This is a genomic window from Leifsonia sp. ZF2019 (genome assembly GCF_019924635.1).
Lineage (GTDB): Bacteria > Actinomycetota > Actinomycetes > Actinomycetales > Microbacteriaceae > Leifsonia.
Map to the genome: position 1 here is coordinate 3,091,840 of NZ_CP065037.1, position 21,643 is coordinate 3,113,482.

The 21,643-nt window shown below is 69.9% G+C and carries 17 protein-coding genes and 1 tRNA gene; 8 read left to right on the forward strand and 10 right to left on the reverse strand.

Annotated elements, in window-relative coordinates:
* The first annotated feature begins 4 nt into the window (after window positions 1-4).
* The gene (locus IT072_RS15240) at window positions 5-1,621 is read left to right on the forward strand and encodes a carboxylesterase/lipase family protein (RefSeq protein ID WP_223357702.1); all 1,617 of its coding nucleotides are present in this window, start codon (window positions 5-7) and stop codon (window positions 1,619-1,621) included.
* 53 nt (window positions 1,622-1,674) lie between these two features.
* Complete coding sequence (locus IT072_RS15245; protein ID WP_223357703.1) at window positions 1,675-2,046, forward strand: PLD nuclease N-terminal domain-containing protein; 372 nt, start codon at window positions 1,675-1,677, stop codon at window positions 2,044-2,046.
* Between the two features lie 12 nt (window positions 2,047-2,058).
* Here IT072_RS15245 and IT072_RS15250 read toward each other — a convergent pair whose 3' ends face one another.
* The 4 genes from IT072_RS15250 to IT072_RS15265 all read right to left on the reverse strand — a co-directional run bounded on the left by IT072_RS15250 (window position 2,059) and on the right by IT072_RS15265 (window position 7,167).
* Window positions 2,059-3,831: a glycoside hydrolase family 35 protein gene (locus IT072_RS15250; protein ID WP_223357704.1), complete on the reverse strand. Its 1,773-nt coding sequence runs from the start codon at window positions 3,829-3,831 to the stop codon at window positions 2,059-2,061.
* Window positions 3,832-3,904: 73 nt separating this feature from the next.
* A complete protein-coding gene (locus IT072_RS15255; protein WP_223357705.1) occupies window positions 3,905-5,257 on the reverse strand; it encodes an ABC transporter substrate-binding protein in 1,353 nt (450 codons plus the stop codon).
* A 54-nt stretch (window positions 5,258-5,311) separates the two neighbouring features.
* Window positions 5,312-6,235 carry a carbohydrate ABC transporter permease gene (locus tag IT072_RS15260; protein WP_223357706.1) on the reverse strand — a complete coding sequence of 308 codons (924 nt, stop codon included), beginning with the start codon at window positions 6,233-6,235 and terminating at the stop codon, window positions 5,312-5,314.
* Complete coding sequence (locus tag IT072_RS15265) at window positions 6,235-7,167, reverse strand: carbohydrate ABC transporter permease (RefSeq protein WP_223357707.1); 933 nt, start codon at window positions 7,165-7,167, stop codon at window positions 6,235-6,237. The genes IT072_RS15260 and IT072_RS15265 overlap by 1 nt, the downstream gene beginning before the upstream one ends.
* Window positions 7,168-7,313: 146 nt before the next feature.
* On the opposite strand from IT072_RS15265, the gene IT072_RS15270 reads away from it, so the two are divergent.
* Window positions 7,314-8,369: a LacI family DNA-binding transcriptional regulator gene (locus tag IT072_RS15270; protein WP_223357708.1), complete on the forward strand. Its 1,056-nt coding sequence runs from the start codon at window positions 7,314-7,316 to the stop codon at window positions 8,367-8,369.
* A gap of 263 nt (window positions 8,370-8,632) precedes the next feature.
* Entirely contained in the window at window positions 8,633-10,291 is a 1,659-nt protein-coding gene (locus IT072_RS15275) for a thiamine pyrophosphate-binding protein (protein ID WP_223357709.1), read from the forward strand.
* Here IT072_RS15275 and IT072_RS15280 read toward each other — a convergent pair.
* Window positions 10,288-11,691, reverse strand: coding sequence for an MFS transporter (locus IT072_RS15280; RefSeq protein ID WP_223357710.1), 1,404 nt, complete (start codon window positions 11,689-11,691; stop codon window positions 10,288-10,290). The genes IT072_RS15275 and IT072_RS15280 overlap by 4 nt on opposite strands.
* Window positions 11,692-11,820: 129 nt before the next feature.
* Between IT072_RS15280 and IT072_RS15285 the strand changes: the two genes are divergently transcribed.
* Window positions 11,821-12,486, forward strand: a complete 666-nt coding sequence (locus tag IT072_RS15285) for a GntR family transcriptional regulator (protein ID WP_223357711.1) — start codon at window positions 11,821-11,823, stop codon at window positions 12,484-12,486.
* A 99-nt stretch (window positions 12,487-12,585) separates the two neighbouring features.
* Here IT072_RS15285 and IT072_RS15290 read toward each other — a convergent pair whose 3' ends face one another.
* The 4 genes from IT072_RS15290 to IT072_RS15305 all read right to left on the reverse strand — a co-directional run bounded on the left by IT072_RS15290 (window position 12,586) and on the right by IT072_RS15305 (window position 15,915).
* Entirely contained in the window at window positions 12,586-12,759 is a 174-nt protein-coding gene (locus IT072_RS15290; protein WP_223357712.1) for a hypothetical protein, read from the reverse strand.
* A 71-nt stretch (window positions 12,760-12,830) separates the two neighbouring features.
* Window positions 12,831-14,732, reverse strand: a complete 1,902-nt coding sequence (locus IT072_RS15295) for an FAD-binding monooxygenase (protein WP_223360996.1) — start codon at window positions 14,730-14,732, stop codon at window positions 12,831-12,833.
* 150 nt (window positions 14,733-14,882) lie between these two features.
* Window positions 14,883-14,955, reverse strand: a tRNA-Thr gene (locus IT072_RS15300).
* A gap of 60 nt (window positions 14,956-15,015) precedes the next feature.
* Window positions 15,016-15,915 carry a DsbA family protein gene (locus IT072_RS15305; RefSeq protein WP_223357713.1) on the reverse strand — a complete coding sequence of 300 codons (900 nt, stop codon included), beginning with the start codon at window positions 15,913-15,915 and terminating at the stop codon, window positions 15,016-15,018.
* A gap of 301 nt (window positions 15,916-16,216) precedes the next feature.
* On the opposite strand from IT072_RS15305, the gene IT072_RS15310 reads away from it, so the two are divergent.
* Together IT072_RS15310 and IT072_RS15315 are read left to right on the forward strand one after the other, a co-directional pair.
* Window positions 16,217-17,311: an ABC transporter ATP-binding protein gene (locus IT072_RS15310; RefSeq protein ID WP_223357714.1), complete on the forward strand. Its 1,095-nt coding sequence runs from the start codon at window positions 16,217-16,219 to the stop codon at window positions 17,309-17,311.
* 106 nt (window positions 17,312-17,417) lie between these two features.
* On the forward strand, window positions 17,418-18,722 hold the full coding sequence (locus tag IT072_RS15315) for a DUF4032 domain-containing protein (protein WP_223357715.1): 1,305 nt from the start codon (window positions 17,418-17,420) through the stop codon (window positions 18,720-18,722).
* Window positions 18,723-18,790: 68 nt separating this feature from the next.
* Here the strand turns inward: IT072_RS15315 and IT072_RS15320 are convergent, their stop codons facing one another.
* Window positions 18,791-19,777, reverse strand: a complete 987-nt coding sequence (locus IT072_RS15320; RefSeq protein WP_223357716.1) for a LacI family DNA-binding transcriptional regulator — start codon at window positions 19,775-19,777, stop codon at window positions 18,791-18,793.
* Window positions 19,778-19,960: 183 nt separating this feature from the next.
* Here IT072_RS15320 and IT072_RS15325 point away from each other — a divergent pair, with 183 nt between their 5' ends.
* Window positions 19,961-21,628 (forward strand): amidohydrolase, encoded by a 1,668-nt coding sequence (locus tag IT072_RS15325; protein ID WP_223357717.1) that lies wholly within the window; start codon window positions 19,961-19,963, stop codon window positions 21,626-21,628.
* Window positions 21,629-21,643: the final 15 nt, after the last annotated feature.

Sequence of the window (21,643 nt, forward strand, 5' to 3'; positions counted from 1 at the left end):
AAAGATGAACGAGCAGACGACGGCCGCGATGAGCCCCACCACGAACGACGAGGGAACCATGAACATCGACGATCTCACCGCCAGCGGCCCCGATGCGGACGCCGGAACCGTCGTCCGGATCACGACGGGCGCCGTCCGCGGTGCAGCCGCCGCGGGCGCCACTGCGTGGAAGGGCATCCGGTACGCACAGCCGCCGACCGGAGCGCGCCGCTGGCGCGCGCCGGTCGCCGCCGACGCGTGGGACGGGATCGCCGACGCGACGGCGTTCGGCAACGTCGCGCCGCAGGAGATCGTGCCGGCGATCTCTCTGGGCCCCGGCGCCGAGCCCGACGAGGACTGCCTGTACCTCAACGTGTGGCGGCCGGACGGCGGCTCCGACGCCAAGCCGGTGATGGTCTGGATCCACGGCGGGGCATACACCTACGGCGCATCCAGCCAGCCGCTCTTCGACGCCACGCGACTGGCCGTCACGGGCGACGTCGTCGTGGTCACGATCAACTACCGCATCGGCGCCCTCGGCTTCCTGGACCTCTCGTCGTTCTCGACCGAGGACGAGGTGTTCGACTCCAACCTCGCCCTCCGCGACGTCCTCCTCGCGCTCGAATGGGTCCAGGCGAACATCGCCGCGTTCGGCGGCGACCCCGCGCAGGTCACCGTGTTCGGCGAGTCCGCCGGTGGCGGCCTCGTGACAGCCCTTCTGGCGACGCCGACCGCCGAGGGGCTGTTCCGGGCCGCCATCGCGGAGAGCTCGCCGGTGACGTCGATGTACGGACGGGAACGGTCCCGCGGCGTCGCGGAGCGCTTCCTCGCGGCTGCGGGCATCGGGATCGACGGCGCCGTGAGCGCGCTGCGCCGACTGCCCGTCGATCGGATCGTCTCCGCCTCCTCCGCGGTGTACAACGACGTCCCGAGCACCATCCCCGGCACCCTCGCGTTCGCCCCGGTCGTCGACGGCGACCTCCTGCCCGAGCATCCGATCACCGTCCTGAGCGAAGGACGCGGTCTCCCCGTCCCTCTGATCATCGGGACCAACCGCGACGAGGCCACGCTCTTCAAGTACATGAAGTCTCCGCTCATCCCGATCACGCGTGACGCGATCGAGCGGATGTTCGCCCTGATGCTCGAGGACAATCCCGCACTCGCGGCGCCGAGCAGGGATCAGGTTCTCGGCGCCTACCGTGGCGCACGACGCTCGGCGCGCGGCCTGGACATCGCGACGGACATCGGCTTCCGCATGCCGACGCTCTGGGCGGCGGCAGGCCACTCCCGGGTCGCACCCACCTACCTCTACCGGTTCGACTTCACGACGCTCGCCCTGCGCCTCATCGGGATCGGCGCTGCGCACGGCACCGAGCTGCCGTATGTGTGGGGCGTGCTCGACGGCGGCCTGAAAGACCCGACGTTCAAGCTCGGCGGCCGACGTGCCGGCGAGGCCCTGTCGCGACGCCTCCTCGCGCGCTGGACGACCTTCGCACGCACCGGTGCGCCTGGACCCGGCTGGCCGGCGTACACCGAGGGCGGCAGAAAGACCCTGGTCATCGATCGGGAGGACCGCGTGGAGCCGGACCTCGACGGCGCGCTCCGGGCGGCCTGGGGCGACGTGGTGCTCTCGTTCCGCTGATCCGGCTGAGCCCGCCGATCCGGCTCAGAACGGTGCGCCCCTAGACTCGGGGCATGCTGCTGGTGTTCCTGGCCGTGCTCGTCATCATGGCGGTGACGCTGTTCGACATCCTGTCGCGGGACCCGGCGCTCGTGCGCCTGCCCAAACCGCTGTGGGCGATCCTCGTGATCCTGTTCCCGCTGATCGGCAGCGCGCTCTGGTTCCTGCTCGGCCGTCGCACCGCCCCGGCGTCGCCGGGGGCGCGCACGATCGTGATCCGGGAGGCGACGCGGTCGACGCCTGCGTCGGAGCAGCCCCTCAGCACGGAGGAGCAGCTCGCCGCGCTCGAACGCGAGATCGCGGAGGACCAGCGGTCGCGCCGCATCGCCGAGCTCGAGGCCGAGCTGCGCCGCCGCCGGGCGGAACCCGACGGCGACGCCGTGTGAGGACCGGCCGGCTCAGAAGTCGGTGTGCCCCAGCCGCGGCTCGGCCACGAACTCCGCGGTCGCGTCGGCGGCCGACTCCAGCTCGAGGATCACGAGTTCGTTGCGGCCGGCCTTCACCACCGGTCCGGGTACGTGCAGGGTCTCCTGTGGCCCGCGGGTCCAGTAGCGGCCGAGGGCGAACCCGTTGACCCAGGCGACGCCCTTGCCGAATCCGGTGGTGTCGAGGAACAGCGTCCCCGGTTCGTCGACCTCGAAGAAGGCGCGGGCGAACACCGGCCCGGCCAGCCGCTCGGGCGCGGGGTCTCCGGCCGCCACGGAGGCGTCGAGGGCGTCGCGCACGGCGGCGAGGGAGGGCAGGCGCAGCGGGAGCACGCTCCACCGCTGCAGCTCCTCGCCGTTGAGATGGACCGGTCCGATGAGCCCCTTGGACTCGCCGATGCGGGGGCCGTAGTCGACGCGGCCCTGGTCCTCGACGAGCACCGTCAGGGTGCCGCGGCTCGGAGAGAGGGTGATCGCGCGGTCGTGGTGGTCGCGGGCGAGCACGCCGACCCGGGTCGTCCCGACGAAGACGTACGCACGGTCGCGCACCTCGCCGAACTCCAGCACGGCGGGCTCCTGGGTGTCGATCTCGGTACGGTAGAGCCCGAAGCCGGTGTAGTGGCCGAGCTCGTCGAAGGTGGGCACCTCGTCGGTGTGCTCCCACTCCCCCAGCCGCTCGGCGACGGCGAACAGCGGGACGGACGACTCGAACGTCCGCGTGAAGGCGGGGGCGGCGGCCGCGACCACCGGCTCCTCGGACGGCACGGCGGCGTGCTTCGCGATGACATCGCGGAACGCCCAGAACTTCTCCGTCGGCTCGCCCGCTTCGTCGAGCGGGGCGTCGTAGTCGTAGCTCGTGATGATGGGCTGGTAGACGCCCTTGTCGTTCGCGCCGTTCGTGAAGCCGAAGTTCGTCCCGCCGTGGAACATGTAGATGTTGACGGAGGCGCCGAGCGCGAGCAGGTCGTCGAGGTCGGCGGCGGACTGCTCGACCGGCGTGGTGTGGTGGTGCGCGCCCCAGTGGTCGAACCAGCCGTCCCAGAACTCGGAGCACATCAGCGGGCCGGTGGGCTGGTGCTCGCGCAACGTGGCGAGGCGCTCCTTCGAGCGCGAGCCGAACGAGGCGGTCTTGAGCAGTTCCGGCAGCGAGCCGTTCTCGAGCATGTCGGGCTGCGGCTGATCGACCGTCGTGAGCGGCACGGTGATCCCGGCCGTGCGGAAGACCTCCACGAGGTGGCGCAGGTAGTCCTTGTCGTCGCCGTACGCGCCGTATTCGTTCTCGACCTGCACGAGCAGCACGGGGCCGCCCTCGTGGATCTGGAACGGCTTGACGATCGCCAGCACGCGCTCCATGAACGCCGTGACGGCGGCGACGAACGTCGGCTCGGAGCGGCGGATGCCGACCGTCGGGTCGGTGAAGAGCCAGGCGGGGAGGCCGCCGTTGTCCCACTCCGCGCAGATGTAGGGGCCGGGGCGTACGATCGCGTGCATCCCCTCCTCCTGGATGGTGCGGAGGAAGCGCGCGAGGTCGAGACCGCCCTCGGTCGTCCACTCGCCCGGACGGGGTTCGTGGGCGTTCCACGGGACATAGGTCTCGATGGTGTTGAGCCCCATGAGCCGGGCCTTGCGGATGCGGTCCGCCCAGTCGTCCGGGTGCACGCGGAAGTAGTGGATCGCTCCCGAGAGGATGCGGTGCGGCTCTCCGTCGAGCACGAAGTCGTCTCCGACGATCTCGAACGTGGTCATGCTGTGGGTCTCTCCTGAAAGATGGGGTGCAGACGCGTGGCCGGCCGCGACGAGCGACCGGCCACGCGGGCCGTCACTTGCCGGTGACGGTGAATCCCTGCTGGTTGCCGTACTCGACGAGCTGCTTCTGCCAGGCCTCGAGGGCCGGGTTCAGGCTCGAGTTCGCGGTGTACGCCTGCCCGACCGTGTCGCCGTAGATGCTGTTCGCGTAGACCTGGAACGGCAGGTACTGCCAACCCGAGGAGACGTTCTTCGCGCCGTCGACCAGGACCTCGTTGATCTTCTGGCCGCCGAAGTACTCCGGAGCCTGCGCCAGGAAGTCGGACGAGTTCAGGTCCTTGGTGGTGGACGGGAAGCCGCCGGACTCGAGGAACACCTTGATGCTGTCCTCGCTGTTGTTCAGCCACTTGAGGAAGCCCGCCGCGAGCGCCTGGTTCTTGCTCTGCTTCAGCACGACCTGGCCGCCGCCGCCGTTCTCGGCGTTGGCCGGCGTTCCGTCATAGGTCGGGATGGGCGCGACCCGCCACTGACCGGAGCCGTCCTTGACGGAGGACTCGAGCACGCCCGGCATCCACGCGCCGGTGACCAGGGTCGCGATCGAGCCGTTGCCCAGGGCCTTGAACCAGTCGTCGCTCCAGCCGGGCACGCTGGAGAGCAGCTTGCCCTCGACCAGCTTGTCCCAGGTGGCGGTCCACTTCTTGGTCCCCTCGTCCTGGAGGTTGATCGAGACCTTGGTGCCGTCGACCTGGAACGGACGACCGCCCGCCTGCCAGATCATCGAGGTGGTGAAGCCGGAGTCGCCGGAGTCGCTGGTGATGTAGGCGTTCGGGTCGGCTGCGTGCAGCTTCTCCGCCGCGGCGGCGTACTCGTCCCACGTCTTCGGCACCTCGATGCCGTACTTGTCGAAGACGGTCTTGTTGTAGAACATCGCCATGGGGCCGGAGTCCTGCGGCAGTCCGACGAGCTTGCCACCGACGTTCACCGATCCCCAGGGGCCGGCCGTGTAGTCGCTCTTGAGCTTGTCGAACCCGTACTGCGTGAGATCGACGAGCGAGTCGGAGAGCGCGAACTGCGGGATCGCGTAGTACTCGACCTGCGCGACGTCCGGCGCACCGGAGCCGGCCTTGATGGCGTTCTGGAGCTTGGTGTACTCGGTGGTGTTGGTGCCGGCGTTGACGAGCTTCACCTTCACCTTCGGGTATGCCTTCTCGAACGCGGCGACCTGGGCCTCGGCCGAGGGCGTCCACGACCAGTACGTGATCGTCCCGCCCTTCTGCAGGGCCGCCTCGACGTCGGAGGAGTTGCTGCCGCTGGACGAGGAGCCGGAGCCGGACGAGCACGCAGCGAGGGAGGCGCCGACGAGGGCGCTGGCGACGACGGCTGTTGCCACGCGCCGGAGCGTCCGCGAACGCAGGATGCGATTCATGGGTGTTCCTTTCACTTCATTGGGAGGTGTGGTGCAGGTGGTGCGGGTGATGGGTCACTGCTTCACGCTGCCGGCCGCCAGACCCGACTGCCAGTAGCGCTGGAGCACCAGGAACGCGGCCACGATCGGGATGATCGTGATGAGCGAGCCGGTGATCACGAGGTTGAAGATCGGTTGCGCGCCGACCCCGGTCGCCTGCGCGCTCCACTGGCTGAGGCCGACCGTGAGGGGGTACCAGGTCGGATCGCTCAGCATGATGAGCGGCAGGAAGAAGTTGTTCCAGGTCGCGACGATCGCGAACAGCGCGACCGTGACAATCCCTGGGGCGAGGAGCCGCAGCGAGACCGTGAAGAAGGTGCGGAACTCGCTCGCGCCGTCGATCCGCGCGGCCTCCAGCAGCTCGGCGGGGACGGCGTCCGTGGCGTACGTCCAGATCAGGTACATCCCGAACGGGCTGATCAGGGAGGGGAGGATGACCGCCCACGGGGTGTTGGTGATCCCCATCTGGCTGAACAGCAGGAAGGTCGGGACCGCGAGCGCGGTGCCCGGGACGGCGATCGCGCCGAGGACGACCGCGAACACCGCGCGCTTGCCGGGGAAGTTGTACTTCGCCAGGCCGTAGCCCGCCACTGTCGCCAGCAGCGTCGCCCCGCCCGCTCCGACGACGACGTAAAGCAGCGTGTTGCCGAGCCACTGCAGGAAGATCCCGTTGCGGTAGGTGAAGGTCTCCGCGATGTTCTGGAAGAGGTTGAAGTCTTTGCCGAACCACAGACCGAACGTCGAGTAGAGATCGGGCTGGCTCTTCGTGGCGTTGACGATGAGCCAGATCAGAGGCACGAGCGAGTAGATCGTGAGGACGACCATGACGATGGTGAGGACGGGCGACTTGCGGATGCGGCGGCCGGATTCGGGCGCTTTGCGGTTCGCCCGTGCCGCCGCACGCGACGGCGCCTTGCGAGTGTCGGTGACGGCGGCCATCAGCGCTGCTCCTTTCGCGATCCGCGGAGCTGGACCACGTAGGCGATCACCGCGGTGACCACGCCCATCACGATCGCGACCGTGGCGGCGTAGTTGAACTGCTGCCCGGCGAAGGACAGGTTGTAGGCGTACATGTTGGGTGTGAAGTAGCTGGTGATCGCGTTGGGTGCGAGCGCCTTCAGCAGCTGCGGCTCGTTGAAGAGCTGGAAGCTGCCGATGATCGAGAAGATCGTCGCGATCACGAGGGCGCCGCGGATGGCGGGGAGCTTGATGCTGAAGACGGTGCGAACGGCTCCCGCGCCGTCGATCTCGGCCGCCTCGTAGAGCTCACCAGGGATGACGCGCAGGGCCGCGTAGAAGATCAGCATGTTGTAGCCCATGAACTCCCAGGTCACGATGTTGCCGATCGATCCGAGGATCCACTGCGAGGTCAGCGGCGCGAACTGGGTGCCCAGAAGGTGGTTGATGCTGGCGGTGAGGCCGAACTGGTCGCCGTAGAGGAATCCCCAGATCAGGGCCGCGACCACGCCCGGCACCGCGTAGGGGAGGAAGAGGGCGATCCGGAAGAAGCTGGAGCCGTGCAGCCGGGCACTGTCGAGCGCGAGCGCCGCGAGCAGCGAGAGCGCCAGCATGATCGGCACCTGCACCAGGAGGAACAGCGCGACCCGACCGAACGACTCCCAGAACTTCGGGTCCTGGAACACGGCGACGTAGTTGTCGAGGCCCACGAAGGCGTTGCCGCCGATGAGCTGTTGGCGGAACAAGCTGAGGTAGATCGCGTAGACGACCGGCGCGACGATCATCGCGATGAAGACGACCATGAACGGGGCGACGAAGGCCCAGCCGCGCCAATCCCGTCGGGTGCGGCGCTTGCGGGGTCTCGGGGTGGCGGCCTGCCGGCTGGCCGGCGGCGTGAGGGACGTCGTTGTCATGGCCTTCCTTGGATGGTTCGGGGGCAACGCGAAGATGTTTACGTCAACATCTGCTGGCATACCCTAACATGTTGACGTCAACATCGCGCAAGTCGAATTCAGAAGATCCCGCACGACGGGCGCAGAACTCAGCAGAATGAGGAGCTATGACCGAGTCGATCGCCGATCCCGCGCCCGTCGCCGCGCCGCGGGCCGGTCGCAAGCGGGGGCCCTCCCTCGGCGACGTCGCGGCACACGCCGGCGTCTCCACCCAGACCGTGTCGCGGGTGGCCAACGGCCTGACCAATGTGGAGGCCGCCACCCGCCAGCGGGTGCTGGCCTCCATGCATGCCCTCGGCTACCGTCCCAACCACGCGGCGCGCGCCCTCCGGTCCGGCCGGTTCCGCAACCTCGGCGTCGTCATGTTCACCCTGTCCTCCTACGGCAACATGCGCACCCTCGACGCCATCGCCGTGAACGCGGCGACGGCCGGCTACTCGATCACGGTCGTGCCGGTCGAACGCCCGACGCAGCAGGATGTCAGCGTCGCCTTGTCTCGGCTCCTGGAGCAGGCGGTCGACGGGATCGTGATCGTCATCGAGGCGCACATCGTCGACCGCGCCGACGTCGAGCTGCCCGAGGGCCTCTCCGTGGTGGTCATCGACTCCACTCAGCGCCCCGACTACCCGCAGGTCGACAACGACCAGGCCCTGGGCGCCCGCCTCGCCACCGAGCACCTCCTGTCGCTGGGCCACGAGACGGTGCTGCACATCTCGGGGCCGGCCGACTCGTACTCCGCCACCCGCCGCGAAGCCGCATGGCGCGAGACGCTGGAGGCCGCCGGTGCACCGGTCCCGGACGTCCTCCACGGTGACTGGTCCACCCAGGCCGGATACGAGCACGGCCTCGCCATCGCCGAGCGCCCCGACGTCACCGCCGTCTTCGCCGCCAACGATCGCATGGCGCTCGGCGTGCTGCGCGCCCTGCACGAGGCCGGCCGCCGCGTTCCCGAGGACGTCAGCGTCGTGGGCTTCGACGACATGGCGGAGTCCGACTCGTTCTGGCCGCCCCTCACGACCATCCACCAGGAATTCGAGGCCACCGGCCGCCGCGCGGTCGAGCTGCTCATCGCCGAGATCGAGGGGCGCCCCGAGCCGGTCACCTCGACCGTCGTCCCGACGCGTCTCGTGGTGCGCGCGAGCACCGGGCCCGCACCCGCCTGACACCGGTCGACCGCGACAATTCCGGAGACGAAGCCCGCACAGGGCCGAACCTCCGGAGTTCCGGACGAAATTCCGGCGCGTCGACACGGAAGTCCGGAGTTCCGGAGGATCGAAGACGTCTCCCGGCGAGCTGAGCCGGATATACTGCCTTCGTCCGGCGGGCCACCCGCCGATGCTCGCAAAAGGGGCACGAGGCGCGCGCGGGGATGCGCGCGCGAGACACATACGGAAGCTCGTATCCGTCCGTCTCGAAAGGCCACGCCATGCCCTCCGTCTCCGCTCACGTCGCCGCCACCCTCGCCAGCCACGTCCAGCACGTCTTCGGGGTGATGGGCAACGGCAACGCCTACGTGCTCGACGCGCTCGAGCGGCAGGCGGTGGTCCCGTACACGGCCATGCGCCACGAGGGTGGAGCCGTGGTCGCGGCCGACGCCTTCCATCGCGCCTCGGGCGGGCTCGCCGCTGCGACGGCCACCTACGGCGCCGGTTTCACGAACACATTGACGGCGCTGGCCGAGGCGGTGCAGGCGCGCATCCCCCTCATCCTGCTCGTGGGCGACGAGCCCACGTCGGGGCCGCGGCCGTGGGGCGTCGACCAGATCGCGCTGGCGTCCGCCGTGGGGGCGCGCACGTACACGGTGGGCAGGACGGACGCGGCGGCCACGACGATGATCGCCGTCGAACACGCCCTCACCTATCGTGTGCCGACCGTGCTGGCGATCCCCTACGATATCGCCACGCGCGAGGCCGGACCCATCCCGCCCGCCCCGCAGCCCGTCCTCCCCTCGGCCCTCCGCCCGACCGGCCCGTTCGCGGCCGCGACGGTTTCGGCGGTCGCGGCCGCACTCGCACAGGCGCAGCGCCCCGTGCTCCTCGCCGGACGCGGCGCGTGGATCGCCGGGGCCGGCGACGCCCTCGGCGACCTGGCCGAGGCGACCGGCGCTGCCACGGCGACCACCGCGCTCGGCCGCGGTGTGTTCCCCGACGAGCGATACGACCTCGGGGTGACGGGAGGATTCGGCGCGGAGGGCGCCATGGCGGCGATCAGGGAGGCCGACACGGCCGTCGTCTTCGGGGCCTCCCTCAACCAGTTCACGATGCGGTTCGGCGACCTGTTCGCACCGGGCACGCACGTCGTGCAGGTGGACGTCGCGGCAGCCGCCACCCACCCGCACGTGGGCGTCTACGTCCGCGGCGACGCGCGCATCGTGGCGGAGGCGCTGGTCGCCGAGCTCCGCGACCGCGGCGCCCGCGCCTCGGGCTGGCGGGAGACCCTCGACCTGCCCGCTCTCCGCGAGCGCGAGCACGGATCCGCCGACGGCCTCGCCCCCGACGGCCTCCTCGACCCCCGGGCGGCCGCTGCCCGCATCGGCGAGCTGCTGCCGGAGGACCGTGTCGTGGTCTCCGACGGCGGCCACTTCATCGGCTGGGCGAACATGTACTGGCCGGTCGCCTCCCCCGACCGGATGATGATGGTCGGCACGGCGTACCAGTCGATCGGCCTGGGCTTCCCGAGCGTGGCCGGCGCGGCGGTCGCGCACCCCGCGTCGACGGTCGTGCTGACCACCGGCGACGGCGGCGGCCTGATGGCGCTGGCCGATCTGGAGTCGGCCGTTCGCGTCGCAGGCGGGCACGCCGTCGCCGTGGTGTGGAACGACGCGGCTTACGGTGCTGAAGTGCACGTGTATGGCCGCAAAGGCCTCGCGGAGGCTCCCATGCTCATCCCCACCGTCGACTTCGCCGGTCTCGCCCGTGCCGTCGGCGCCGAGGCGGCGGTCGTCCGCTCGCTCGACGACCTCGCCGTCCTCGCCGACTGGGTCGCACGGCCCGCGGACGAGCGGCCCTTCCTGCTCCTCGACCTGCGCGTCTCCCCCACCGTGGTCGCTCCCTACCAGGAGGAGATCGTCCGCATCAACGGCTAGCGGGCGCCGTAGATCGCGGAGCGCGCCTGCTCTGCCTCGTGGTCGGGACCCAGCGGGATGCCTGTGCGGTCGCGCAGCAGGAGGGTCGCGATCAGCCCGATGACCGTCATCCCGGCCAGGTACAGCGTCACCGAGAACGTCGACCCGGTCGCCTGCACGAGAGCGGTGGCGATGGTGGGCGCGAATGCTCCGCCGAGGATGGCTCCGATCGCGTACGAGATCGACACCCCGGAGAAGCGCACCGACGCGGGGAAGAGCTCCGCGTAGTACGCCGCCTGCGGCCCGTAGGTGAAGCCGAGGCCGACGGTCAGCACGGCGACGCCGAGGAACAGCAGCCAGATGTTGCCGGTGTTCACCAGCGGGAACAGCGAGAAGACGCCGACGAGCTGCAGGATCCACCCGGCGATGTAGGTCGTGCGGCGGCCGATCGCGTCGCTCAGCCGACCCGCGTACCAGGTCGACAGCAGCCAGGTGACCGCCGAACCGGCGACCGCCCAGAGCACGGGGCCGCGGTCGAGCGCCAGCGGGCCGTCCGGGTTCGTGGCGTAGTTCTGGATGTAGCCGCCCGTGGTCATGTACCCGACCGCGTTGTTGCCCGCGAAGATCAGCGCAGCGATCACGACGAGGAGCGCGTGCCTGCGGAACAGCTGCACGATCGGGGTGCGGGTCCGCTCCTTGCGCTCCGCGATCTCGAGGAAGACGGGGCTCTCCTCGACGCGGCGGCGCACGTAGTAGCCGATCAGGATGAGCACGATCGACAGCAGGAACGGCACCCGCCAGCCCCAGACGAGGAAGGCGTCCCCGGGGGCGATCACCGCTATCAGGGCCATCGTGCCCGACGCCAGGAGCAGCCCCAGCGGCACTCCGATCTGCGGCGAGGCGCCGAACAGGCCGCGGCGGGCGGTCGGCGCGTGCTCCACGGCCATCAGCACCGCGCCTCCCCACTCGCCGCCGGCCGAGATGCCCTGCACGATGCGCAGCAGCACGAGCAGGATCGGCGCGGCGATGCCGATGGCCGCGTAAGTGGGAAGGAGCCCGACGAGCGCCGTCGCCGCACCCATGAGGATGAGCGTGACCATGAGCACGAGCCGACGGCCGTACTTGTCGCCCAGGTGCCCGGCGACGAACGCCCCGAGCGGCCGGAAGAGGAAGCTGACGCCCACGGTGAGGAACGACAGGATGGTCGCGAACTGCGGGCCGGCCGGTTCGAAGAACAGCTGGCCGAACACCAGGGCCGCCGCCGACGCGTAGATGAAGAAGTCGTACCACTCGACGGTCGTGCCCACAACGGTCGCGAACACCACCCTCCGCCGGTCCGTTCTGGCCGCGAAGCTCCCGGTCGGCGTGAACGCGGCGGACGGGGGCGGGGCCGGCTGGTTCGAGGACGGCTGTGTGCTCATTCGGGGTTACTCCTTCGATCGACGTCGTCGTCAGTGCCGAGCAGCGGGGCTCGGGAGGGATGCGGATAGTATATGATACGATTTCGGATATTTCGACCCCTCGCCTGAGCCGGATATGATCGCCTTTCGATGGCGACCGACGAACGAACGCAGAGCAAGTCCCGCGCCGCCTACGACTGGGTCAAGGCGAGGATCGCGCGGCGCGAGTACACGCCCGGCTACCGGCTCGTCCTCGGCGCGATCGCGGCGGAGCTCGACATGAGCGTGGTCCCGGTGCGCGAAGCACTGCGCCAGCTGGAGGCGGAGGGCCTCGTCACCTTCGAGCGCAACGTCGGCGCGCGGGTCGCGATGGTCGACGAGTCGCAGTACGCGTTCAGCATGCAGACGCTCGCCGTCCTCGAGGGCGTGGCGACCGCCCTCGCTTCCCGGTCGCTGACCTCCGGCGACCTGCGTCGTGCCCGCGACATCAACGACCGCATGGTCGCAAGCCTCGACCACTTCGACCCGGGCGCGTTCACCGCCCTCAACCACGAGTTCCACGCGACCCTGTACGCCCCGTGCCCGAACGGCCGGCTTCTCGATCTCGTGGAGGCCGAGTGGGGACGACTGGGCAACCTCCGCAACTCCACGTTCGCCTTCGTCCCGGGGCGCGCACAGGAGTCGGTGCGCGAGCACGAGACCATCGTCGCACTCATCGAGGCCGGGGCGCCGGTCGACGAGATCGAATCCGCCGCACGCCGCCACCGCGCGACCACCCTCGACGCGTACCTCGCCCACGAGCACGCCGCGCGCTGACGCGCCGCGCCGCCCGGCGGCGCCCCGCCCAGACGGCCCGAAGTACGCACGAAAGCGTCGAGGCGGCCGATTCTCGGCCGCCTCGACGCCCGCGACGGATCAGTCCCAGCCAGCGGCCGCGCCGCGCATGCCGCTCGGGCCGGCGTCGAGACCGGCGCCATGACCGGCGCCGGTCTCGCCGTTCATCACCGCCCACGTTCCGAACGCGACGAGCGCCAGACCGACGAGCACGAGGATGACGACGATCAGGGCGGTGGCACGCCTGTGACTCACGGACCCTCCCCCGGGTGGACGACTCAGTCCACCATACGGGGATAACGGTACGTTTCAGAATCGAGGGGTCGTCAGACGGCCGCCGACTGCCGGACCGCCAGGATCGGCGCGAAGAATGCGGCGAGCTCGTCGACGCCCGTCAGGGGCAGCACGTGTGCCACGTACTGATCCGGGCGCACGACGACGATCGCGCCGCCTCGGTCGATCCCGCGCTCCTCGAACACGTCGGCGGCGGGGTCGGCCGCGTACACCTTCTCCTGGTCGATCAGGCCGAACGGCCCCACGCGCGGCCGGAACATCGCGGGCACGGCATTCAGATCGACCTCGGTGTGCGGCTGCTGATAGACGACCTTCACGTCGAAATGGGCGTCCCGATCGGCGCCATCGGGCGTCGAGACGACGACCGGTGAGGCGGGGTCGCCCTCGAGCCAGGCGGCGAGGTCGGCGACGGGCGACGGCTCCCCCGCACGGGCCGCGTCCGCGAACACGTAGATGCGCCAGCGCCCGTCCGCCTTCGCGTGGTGCCCGAGGTGGACCGGGTTTCCGTCGCAGACGCGCGTCGCGATGGGCGACTTGAACCGCTTGCCCAGCGGGAATCCGGAGGCCAGCTCCTGGTGGGCGGCCTCCCCGATGAGAAGGCTCGGCGGGTACTGCGTCATGAACCCGGCCGGGAACTCGGCCGTGCGCACGTAGAAGTCCTCGAGCTCGGTGGGGTCGCCGAGCTCCTCGGGCTTCGCCGCCATGAGGGACGACCATTCGCGGTCGAAGTCGATGAGGTTCTGGGCGATCACCTGCCGCTCGGCCGAGTAGGTCGCGAGCAGACTCTCCGGACTGCGGCCGTCGAGGACGTGCCCGAGCTTCCAGCCGAGGTTGAAGCCGTCCTGCATCGAGACGTTCATCCCCTGGCCCGCCTTCGCGCTGTGGGTGTGGCAGGCGTCCCCGGCGATGAACACCCGGGGGACGCGCGAGCCGCGCTGCGCGGGAAGCACGTCGTCGAACCGGTCGGTGAGGCGGTGGCCGACCTCGTAGACGCTGTGCCAGGCGACGTTCTTCACGTCGAGCACGTACGGGTGGAGGATCTCGTTCGCGCGCGCGATGATCTGGTCGATCGTCGTCGCCCGCACGGCACCGTTGTCCCCCTCCTGCACCTCCCCCAGATCCACGTACATCCGGAACAAATGGCCGCCCTCACGCGGGATTAGGAGGATATTGCCGCCCTCCGACTGGATGGAGCACTTCGTGCGGATGTCCGGGAAATCGGTGACCGCGAGCACATCCATGACGCCCCAGGCGTGGTTCGCCTGGTCGCCCGCGAGCGTGCACCCGATGGACTCGCGCACCCTGCTCCGCGCACCGTCCGCACCCAGGACGTATTTGGCCCGAACGATCCGCTCCGCACCCGCCTGCTCGCCCGCCATGTGCACGAGGCGCACGGTCACGGGATGCTCGCCCTCCTCGGCCACCGTGAGCCCCACGAACTCGTAGCCGTAGTCGGGGCGCATGCGCGTGGGGGCGTCGGCCATGAACTCGGCGAAGTAGTCGAGCACGCGCGCCTGGTTGACGATCAGGTGCGGCCATTCGCTGATGCCTGTCGGGTCGTCGACGGCACGGGCGGCGCGATGGATGCGCGAGGGGTCCTCCGGGTCCGGCTTCCAGAACGCCATCTCGGTGATCCGGTACGCCTCGCCGATGATGCGCTCCGCGAAGCCGAAGGCGTCGAAGGTCTCCACGCTGCGTGCCTGGATGCCGTCGGCCTGACCGATCGCCAGCCGTCCCGGCCGCCGTTCGACGATGCGCGTCGTGACACTCGGGAACTGCGACAGCTGCGCAGCGGCGATCATGCCGGCGGGTCCGGACCCGACGATGAGCACGTCGACTTCGTCGGGCAGTTCGTCGGGACGATCGATGCCGGCGCCTGCGACGGGCTGCACACGGGGATCTCCGGACACGTAGCCGTGGTGGTGGAACTGCACGGGCATTCCTCACTTCGCTGTGGGGCTTGTTCGATTATCGAACAGCGGGTTCTGATATCGCACACCGATCATAGGCATGCGACAGCAGCGCGACAAGAGCGCCGCACGAACCCGAGGAGGCGGGGAGGGAGGGAGGGAGGAGACGAACGGAGCCGGCTGCGGGACTCGAACCCGCGACCGCTCGCTTACAAGGCGAGTGCTCTACCAACTGAGCTAAGCCGGCGACGACGGCTGGCCCGTCGCCCACCATCCTACGGGATGGGGTGGAACCGTTCCGAGAGGATCAGCCCGCGGCCGGTGTCGTCGTCGGCGTCGGCGTGGCGGTCGAGGAGTACTCGTCGCCCTGGGCCTGCAGGATGAACGCCTTGAAGTCGTCCGCGTCGGTGAGGGAGCCGGTGTACGGCTTGCCGTTGACGAGGACGAGGAGCGCGTTCGTCATCTTCTTGACATCGGAGTCGGGCAGCGGTCCGCTGAGGGCACGGTCGCTCGCCGACGTGACCCAGGACTTGAACCGGCCGTCGTCGATGCAGGAGTCGATGCTCGAGATGCTCGTGGCGCCCGCCGCGGCGACGCGCTTCTTGAGCTCCTGGTCGCTGAGACCGGGGCTGCCCTCCTTGGGCTGCTTCTCGAACAGCGACGCGTTGAACTTCCAGTATGCCGCCGGCGAATAGTTGGCCACGCAGGCGGCGGCGTTCGCGGCCCGGAGCGAGTACTTCGTCCCGGCGGAGTGGCTGGTGTAGATGGCGACCGGGTGCATCTCGACGATCACCGCACCGTCCTTCACGAGCGGCTCGAGCTGCTCGAGGTTGGTGCGCTGGAAGTCTCCGCAGAGGTCGCAGAGATAGTCGGCGTAGATACGGATGTCGACGGCGGCGGCATTGGGGTCCGGCGTGGTCGCGATGGGCTTCGAGTCGGCCGCGAGGGCCGGAGTCGTGGCGACCTTCAGGCCTGCGCCGATCACGACGCCGTCGCTGGCCATGTTCTTCGGGCCGGGGACCGTCGGGCGGATGGCGCCGACGATGACGACGGCGACGATGGCGACGACGGCCAGAACGCCGACCGCGATCCCACCGCCGATCAGCGCGCGGTTGCGGCGGTCCTTGCGCTGCTGAGATGTGCGGAGCTGGCGGGCTTTCTCCCGCGCGACTGCACGGACGTCGCCGTTCTCGTCGGGGTCGGTCATGGGGGAATCACACTCTCGGGGTCGATCGGGGCTGCGCAGGGGGACGCAGCGGCGGCGTCGCGCACCGGGGAACGCACGCAACCGGTCGATCGTATTCACCCAGTCTGGGAATAGACCAGACGGTCGCTGGACGCGCGGAGCACGACGGCGGCGCCTCGAACCGGGAGCGGTCGTCGACACCCTCGCCGATGCCATATTATGGGGGATTGCGGCGCTGATGCCCTACGGACGTCGACGCCACGTTCATCCATCACAACGGATCGTCCGGCACGTACCTGCCGGTGAAGGAGAAGAAGAGAAAATGGCGACTGTCACCTATGACAAGGCGACCCGGCTCTACCCGGGTTCCAACCGTCCCGCCGTGGACGCGCTCGACCTCGACATCGCGGACGGCGAGTTCCTCGTCCTCGTCGGCCCCTCGGGTTGCGGCAAGTCGACCTCCCTCCGCATGCTCGCGGGTCTGGAAGAGGTCAACGACGGCAACATCTTCATCGGCGAGCGCAACGTCACCGACGTCCCGCCGAAGGACCGCGACATCGCGATGGTGTTCCAGAACTACGCGCTCTACCCGCACATGACGGTCGCCGAGAACATGGGCTTCGCGCTCAAGATCGCCGGTGTCGGCAAGGAGGAGCGCGCCAGCCGGGTCCTCGAAGCCGCCAAGCTGCTCGACCTGGAGCCGTACCTCGGCCGCAAGCCGAAGGCGCTCTCCGGTGGTCAGCGTCAGCGCGTCGCCATGGGCCGCGCGATCGTCCGCTCCCCCCAGGTGTTCCTCATGGACGAGCCGCTGTCGAACCTCGACGCCAAGCTCCGCGTCCAGACCCGCACGCAGATCGCGTCGCTGACCCGCCGCCTGGGTGTCACGACCGTCTACGTCACCCACGACCAGACCGAGGCCCTGACCATGGGCGACCGCATCGCGGTCCTCAAGGACGGCGTCCTGCAGCAGGTCGGCACCCCGCGCGACCTGTACGCGCAGCCGAAGAACGTCTTCGTCGCCGGCTTCATCGGCAGCCCGGCCATGAACCTGTTCTCGGCCGACGTGACCGACGGCGGCATCAAGTTCGGCAACGCGATCGTCCCGGTCGAGCGGGACATCCTCGCGGCAGCCGGCTCCGCCGTCACCATCGGCGTCCGCCCGGAGGACGTCGTCGTGTCGTCCACCGAGGGCAGCGGCCTCAAGGTGACGGTCGACCTCGTCGAGGAGCTCGGCGCCGACGGCTACCTGTACGGCCACTCGGAGGTCGACGGCAAGCGCACCGACATCGTCGGTCGCGTCGACGGCCGCGTTCACCCGAACGCCGGCGACACCGTGTACATCACCCCGAAGCCGGGTCACGTGCACGCGTTCCACGCCGAGTCGGGCGAGCGCCTCGGCGGCGCCGTCGTCGACTGAGGTCGCGCACTAGGCTCCTCAGAAGGAATCACACTCTGCCGCAGTCCGGTTCCCGGGCTGCGGCAGAGTGCTTTCCCCGTCAGCACCGAACCCGGAAGGCATCCTCATGGCCGGCTCCGTCAACATCACCGCGGCGACCGTCGACCCCGCGCTGCTCGACCTCCCCTGGAACGTCCCGCTCGACCAGTGGTCCGCCGAGCACATCGCGCTCCTGCCGAAAGGCATCAGCCGGCACCTGGTCCGATTCGCGAACCTCTCCGGGTACGTCATCGCCATCAAGGAGACGACGGCCGAGATGGCACAGCGCGAATACGACATGCTGCGCACGCTGCAGCGCCTCGACGTGCCCTGCGTCGACCCGGTCGCCGTCATCAAGAACCGCACGGACGACGACGGCAACGAGCTGAACGCCGCCCTGGTCACCCGCCACCTCAAGTTCTCGCTCCCCTACCGCGCGCTGTTCTCGCAGACTCTGCGGCCCGACACAGCGACCCGTCTTGTCGACGCGCTCGCGGTGCTCCTGGTCCGGCTGCACATCGTCGGCTTCTTCTGGGGCGATGTCTCGCTCTCCAACACGCTCTTCCGCCGCGATGCCGGCGCGTTCGCCGCCTACCTGGTGGATGCCGAGACGGGGCAGCTCTACGACGGGCTCTCCAACGGCCAGCGCGAGAACGACCTGGAGATCGCGCGCGTGAACATCGCCGGCGAGCTGATGGACCTCGAGGCCGGCGGCCGGATCGACGAGGACCTCGACCCGATCAAGGTGTCCAACGGCATCGTCGCCGCGTACCGTTCGCTCTGGAAGGAGCTGACGGGCAGCGAGTCCTTCTCGTCGTCCGAGCGCTGGCGCATCAGCCAGCGCGTCGAGCGCCTCAACGAGCTGGGCTTCGACATCGAGGAGCTGGCGATCAAGACCTCCGACGAGGGCACGACCGTCCGCATCCAGCCGAAGGTCGTCGACGCCGGGCACCACCAGCGGCGCCTGTTGCGGCTCACCGGTCTCGACACCGGCGAGAACCAGGCGCGCCGCCTGCTCAACGACCTCGACTCCTATGCCGCGACACTCGGCAAGGAGGGGCTGGACGAGGAAGCCATGGCCCACGAGTGGCTCATGCGTGTGTTCGAGCCCGTGATCCGCGCCATCCCGGCCGACCTCAAGGGCAAGCTCGAGCCGGCGGAGGTGTTCCACCAGTTGCTGGAGCACCGCTGGTTCATGTCGCAGCACGAGGGTCGCGACGTGCCGCTCGCCGAGGCCCTCACCTCGTACATCAACGACGTGCTCCGCCATCGCCGGGACGAGGCCACGGTGATCGCCCCAGCGACCGACACGATGAGCATCCCGACCATCCGTCGCGCCGCCGGCCTGGACGATGACGACGACGACGCGGACGACTGGCGCTCGAAGGTCTGAGGCTCGGTGACGGAGGAGATTCGTCACGAAACGTCGCCCGCGTCCTCCGCTACCCGCGGTCCGGGCCCTCATCCCGACTCGCGCACCCGCAGCACGGCGTCGAGTCCGCGCCGGACGGTCTCGGCCGGGCGGTCGTCGTCCATCAGCTCGAGCAGCAGTTCGCCGCACGCTCGGCCGAAGGCGCGCGGCTGGAGGTCGACCGAGGTGATGGGCGGGGTGTGGAACTCCATGATCAGGCTGTCCACGCCCGAGACCAGCTTGATGTCGGCTCCCGGGCGCAGCCCGAGTGTGCGCAGGAGACCGGCGACGCGCACCGCCACCCCGTCGGCGCCGACCAGGACGGCGTCGACGCCCTCCGGGCCGGTCCACTCGGCGAGGCGACGCGCCAGGGTCGCGTTCTCCTCGTGGATGGTGGTCAGCAGCACCCGCGGCTCCAGGCGGCGCTCGGCGCACCACGCGCGATAGGCGCCCTCGAGCTCCTGCGCCCAGGCGGAGACCTGCTCGACCAGCAGCAGGCCAGGCCGGGCCGCGCCGTGGGCGACGAACCGATCGAGCACGTCGCGGGTCGTGCGGGTGTTGGGCGACTCGACGATGCCCCACGGGTCGGGGAAGCCGGGAGGGGGCGCGTCCCCCGTGACGACGGGGAGCTCCTGCCCGAGGATCATCGCGGCGCCCTCGTCGTCGGAGTGCGGTTCGATCAGGATGAAGCCGTCCACGGGAGGGAAGGACTCGATACGGGGGCTCGTCGGGGTGCTCGGGACGATGAGGAGGGACAGGTCGGCCTCGTGCAGGCGCTCGGTCAGGCCGAGGGTCGTCTCCGTGTAGTAGCCGAAGTGCACGGCCGACTCCGGCAGGTAGAGGCCGACGGCTCCGGCACGCGACTGCCGCAGCGCGCGGCCCAGCCGGTTGATGCGGTAGCCGGACTCCTTCGCGATGGCGAGGACGCGCGCCCTGGTCTCCTCCGAGACGCCCTTCTTTCCGTTCAGAGCGAGCGAGACGGCGGCTGCTGAGATGCCGGCGCGCTCGGCGATGTCGGCCAGCGTCGTGCTCGCCATCGAACGCTCCTCTCCGCACCGGACGGCCCGCCGCGACGGGCTCGGGAGCCTCGATTGCATCGCGGCTCCCTCGCATTGTATAGTCCCAGATTAATCGATCAAGTTCTTAATCGATTCAGTTCGGATTTCCCGGACGTTTCCTCCTTCGCCGCGCGGGTGCGGCGACGAAGAGATGGGTGGCACGTGGCAGTGGAGCTCGACCTCGCGTTCGTCGACGGCATGGTCTTCGACGGCGTCTCGGACGCACCCCGGCGCCTCGACGTCGGTGTGGTCGGCGGACGCATCGCCGTGCTCGGGGACGACGTCGCCGCGGGCATCGCCGCGGGCACGCGGGTCGTCGACCTCACCGGACGCCTCCTGCTCCCCGGCCTCATCGACTCCCACGTGCACCCGGTCGAGGCGGGTGTCGAGCGTCTCCACTGCGACCTCTCCTCCGGCTGGACGCGAGAGGACTACCTGCGCATCATCGCCGAGTACGCGGCGGCGAACCCCGAGCGCGGCTGGATCGTCGGCGGAGGCTGGCAGCAGGCCGCCTTCGCGGGCGGAGCGCCGCTCGCCGCCGACCTCGACGCGCTGGGCACGGGACGGCCGATGGTCATCTCCAACCGGGACCACCACAGCGCGTGGGTCAACTCGGAGGCCCTCCGTCGCGCCGGGATCGACCGCCACACCCCCGACCCCGTCGACGGGCGCATCGAGCGCGACGCCGCCGGCGAGCCGACCGGAACGCTCCACGAGGGCGCACGGATGCTCGTGCTGCGTCTCGCGCCCGCTGCCACCTCCGACGAGCAGTACGACGGGCTCCTGGAAGCCCAGCGCTACCTGCACTCGTTCGGGATCACCGGCTGGCAGGACGCACTCATCGGCGACTACGGCAACCACTCCGCGGGCATCGTGGACGCGTACCAGCGTGCGATGGACGAGGACCGGCTGAAGGCGCGCGTGAACGGCGCCATCTGGTGGGAACGCGAGCGCGGCCCGGAGCAGATCGCCCGCATCCTGGGCCTGCGGGAGCGCTTCCAGGACGAGCGGTTCCGCGTCACGACGGTGAAGGTCATGCAGGACGGCATCGTGGAGAACCGGACAGCCGCGATGATCGAGCCCTACGTGCACCAGTGCGGCCCCGGCGAGACCCACGACGACGGCCTCTCGTTCGTGGACCCGGCGCTGCTGGCCGACTACGTCTCGCGCCTCGACGCGCTCGGCCTGCAGGTGCACTTCCATGCCATCGGCGACCGCGGCGTTCGCGAGTCCCTGGATGCCGTGGCCGCCGCCCGCGCCGCGAACGGCGACAGCGGCCTCCTGCACCACATCGCACACCTGCAGGTCGTCCATCCGGACGACCACGCACGGTTCGCCTCCCTCGGCGTCGCCGCCAACATCCAGCCGCTGTGGGCCTGCTACGACCCGCAGATGGTCGAGCTGAACGTCCCGTTGCTCGGAGCCGAGCGCACCACCACCCAGTACCCGTTCGGCTCCCTGCTCGGGGCCGGCGCGCACCTCTGCGCCGGCTCGGACTGGCCGGTCACGAGTCCGGACCCCTGGCTCGGCATCCATGTGGCGGTCAACCGCCGTCTGCCGGCCTGGCACCCCGATCACAACGCCGAGGCGTTCCTCCCGAGCGAGAGCCTGCCTCTGGCCGACGCCCTGCGCGCCTACACCAGCGGCGCCGCACGCATCAACGGCCGCGACGACTCCACCGGGTCGATCGCGGTGGGCTACTGGGCCGACCTGGCCGTCGTCGACCGCGATCCGTTCGCCCACCCCGCGGATACGATCGCCGACACCCGCACCATCGAGACCTTCGTCGCCGGGGAGTCCGTGTACGCGGCCCTCCCTGTCGCGAGCTGACGGTCCCGCCCCGCA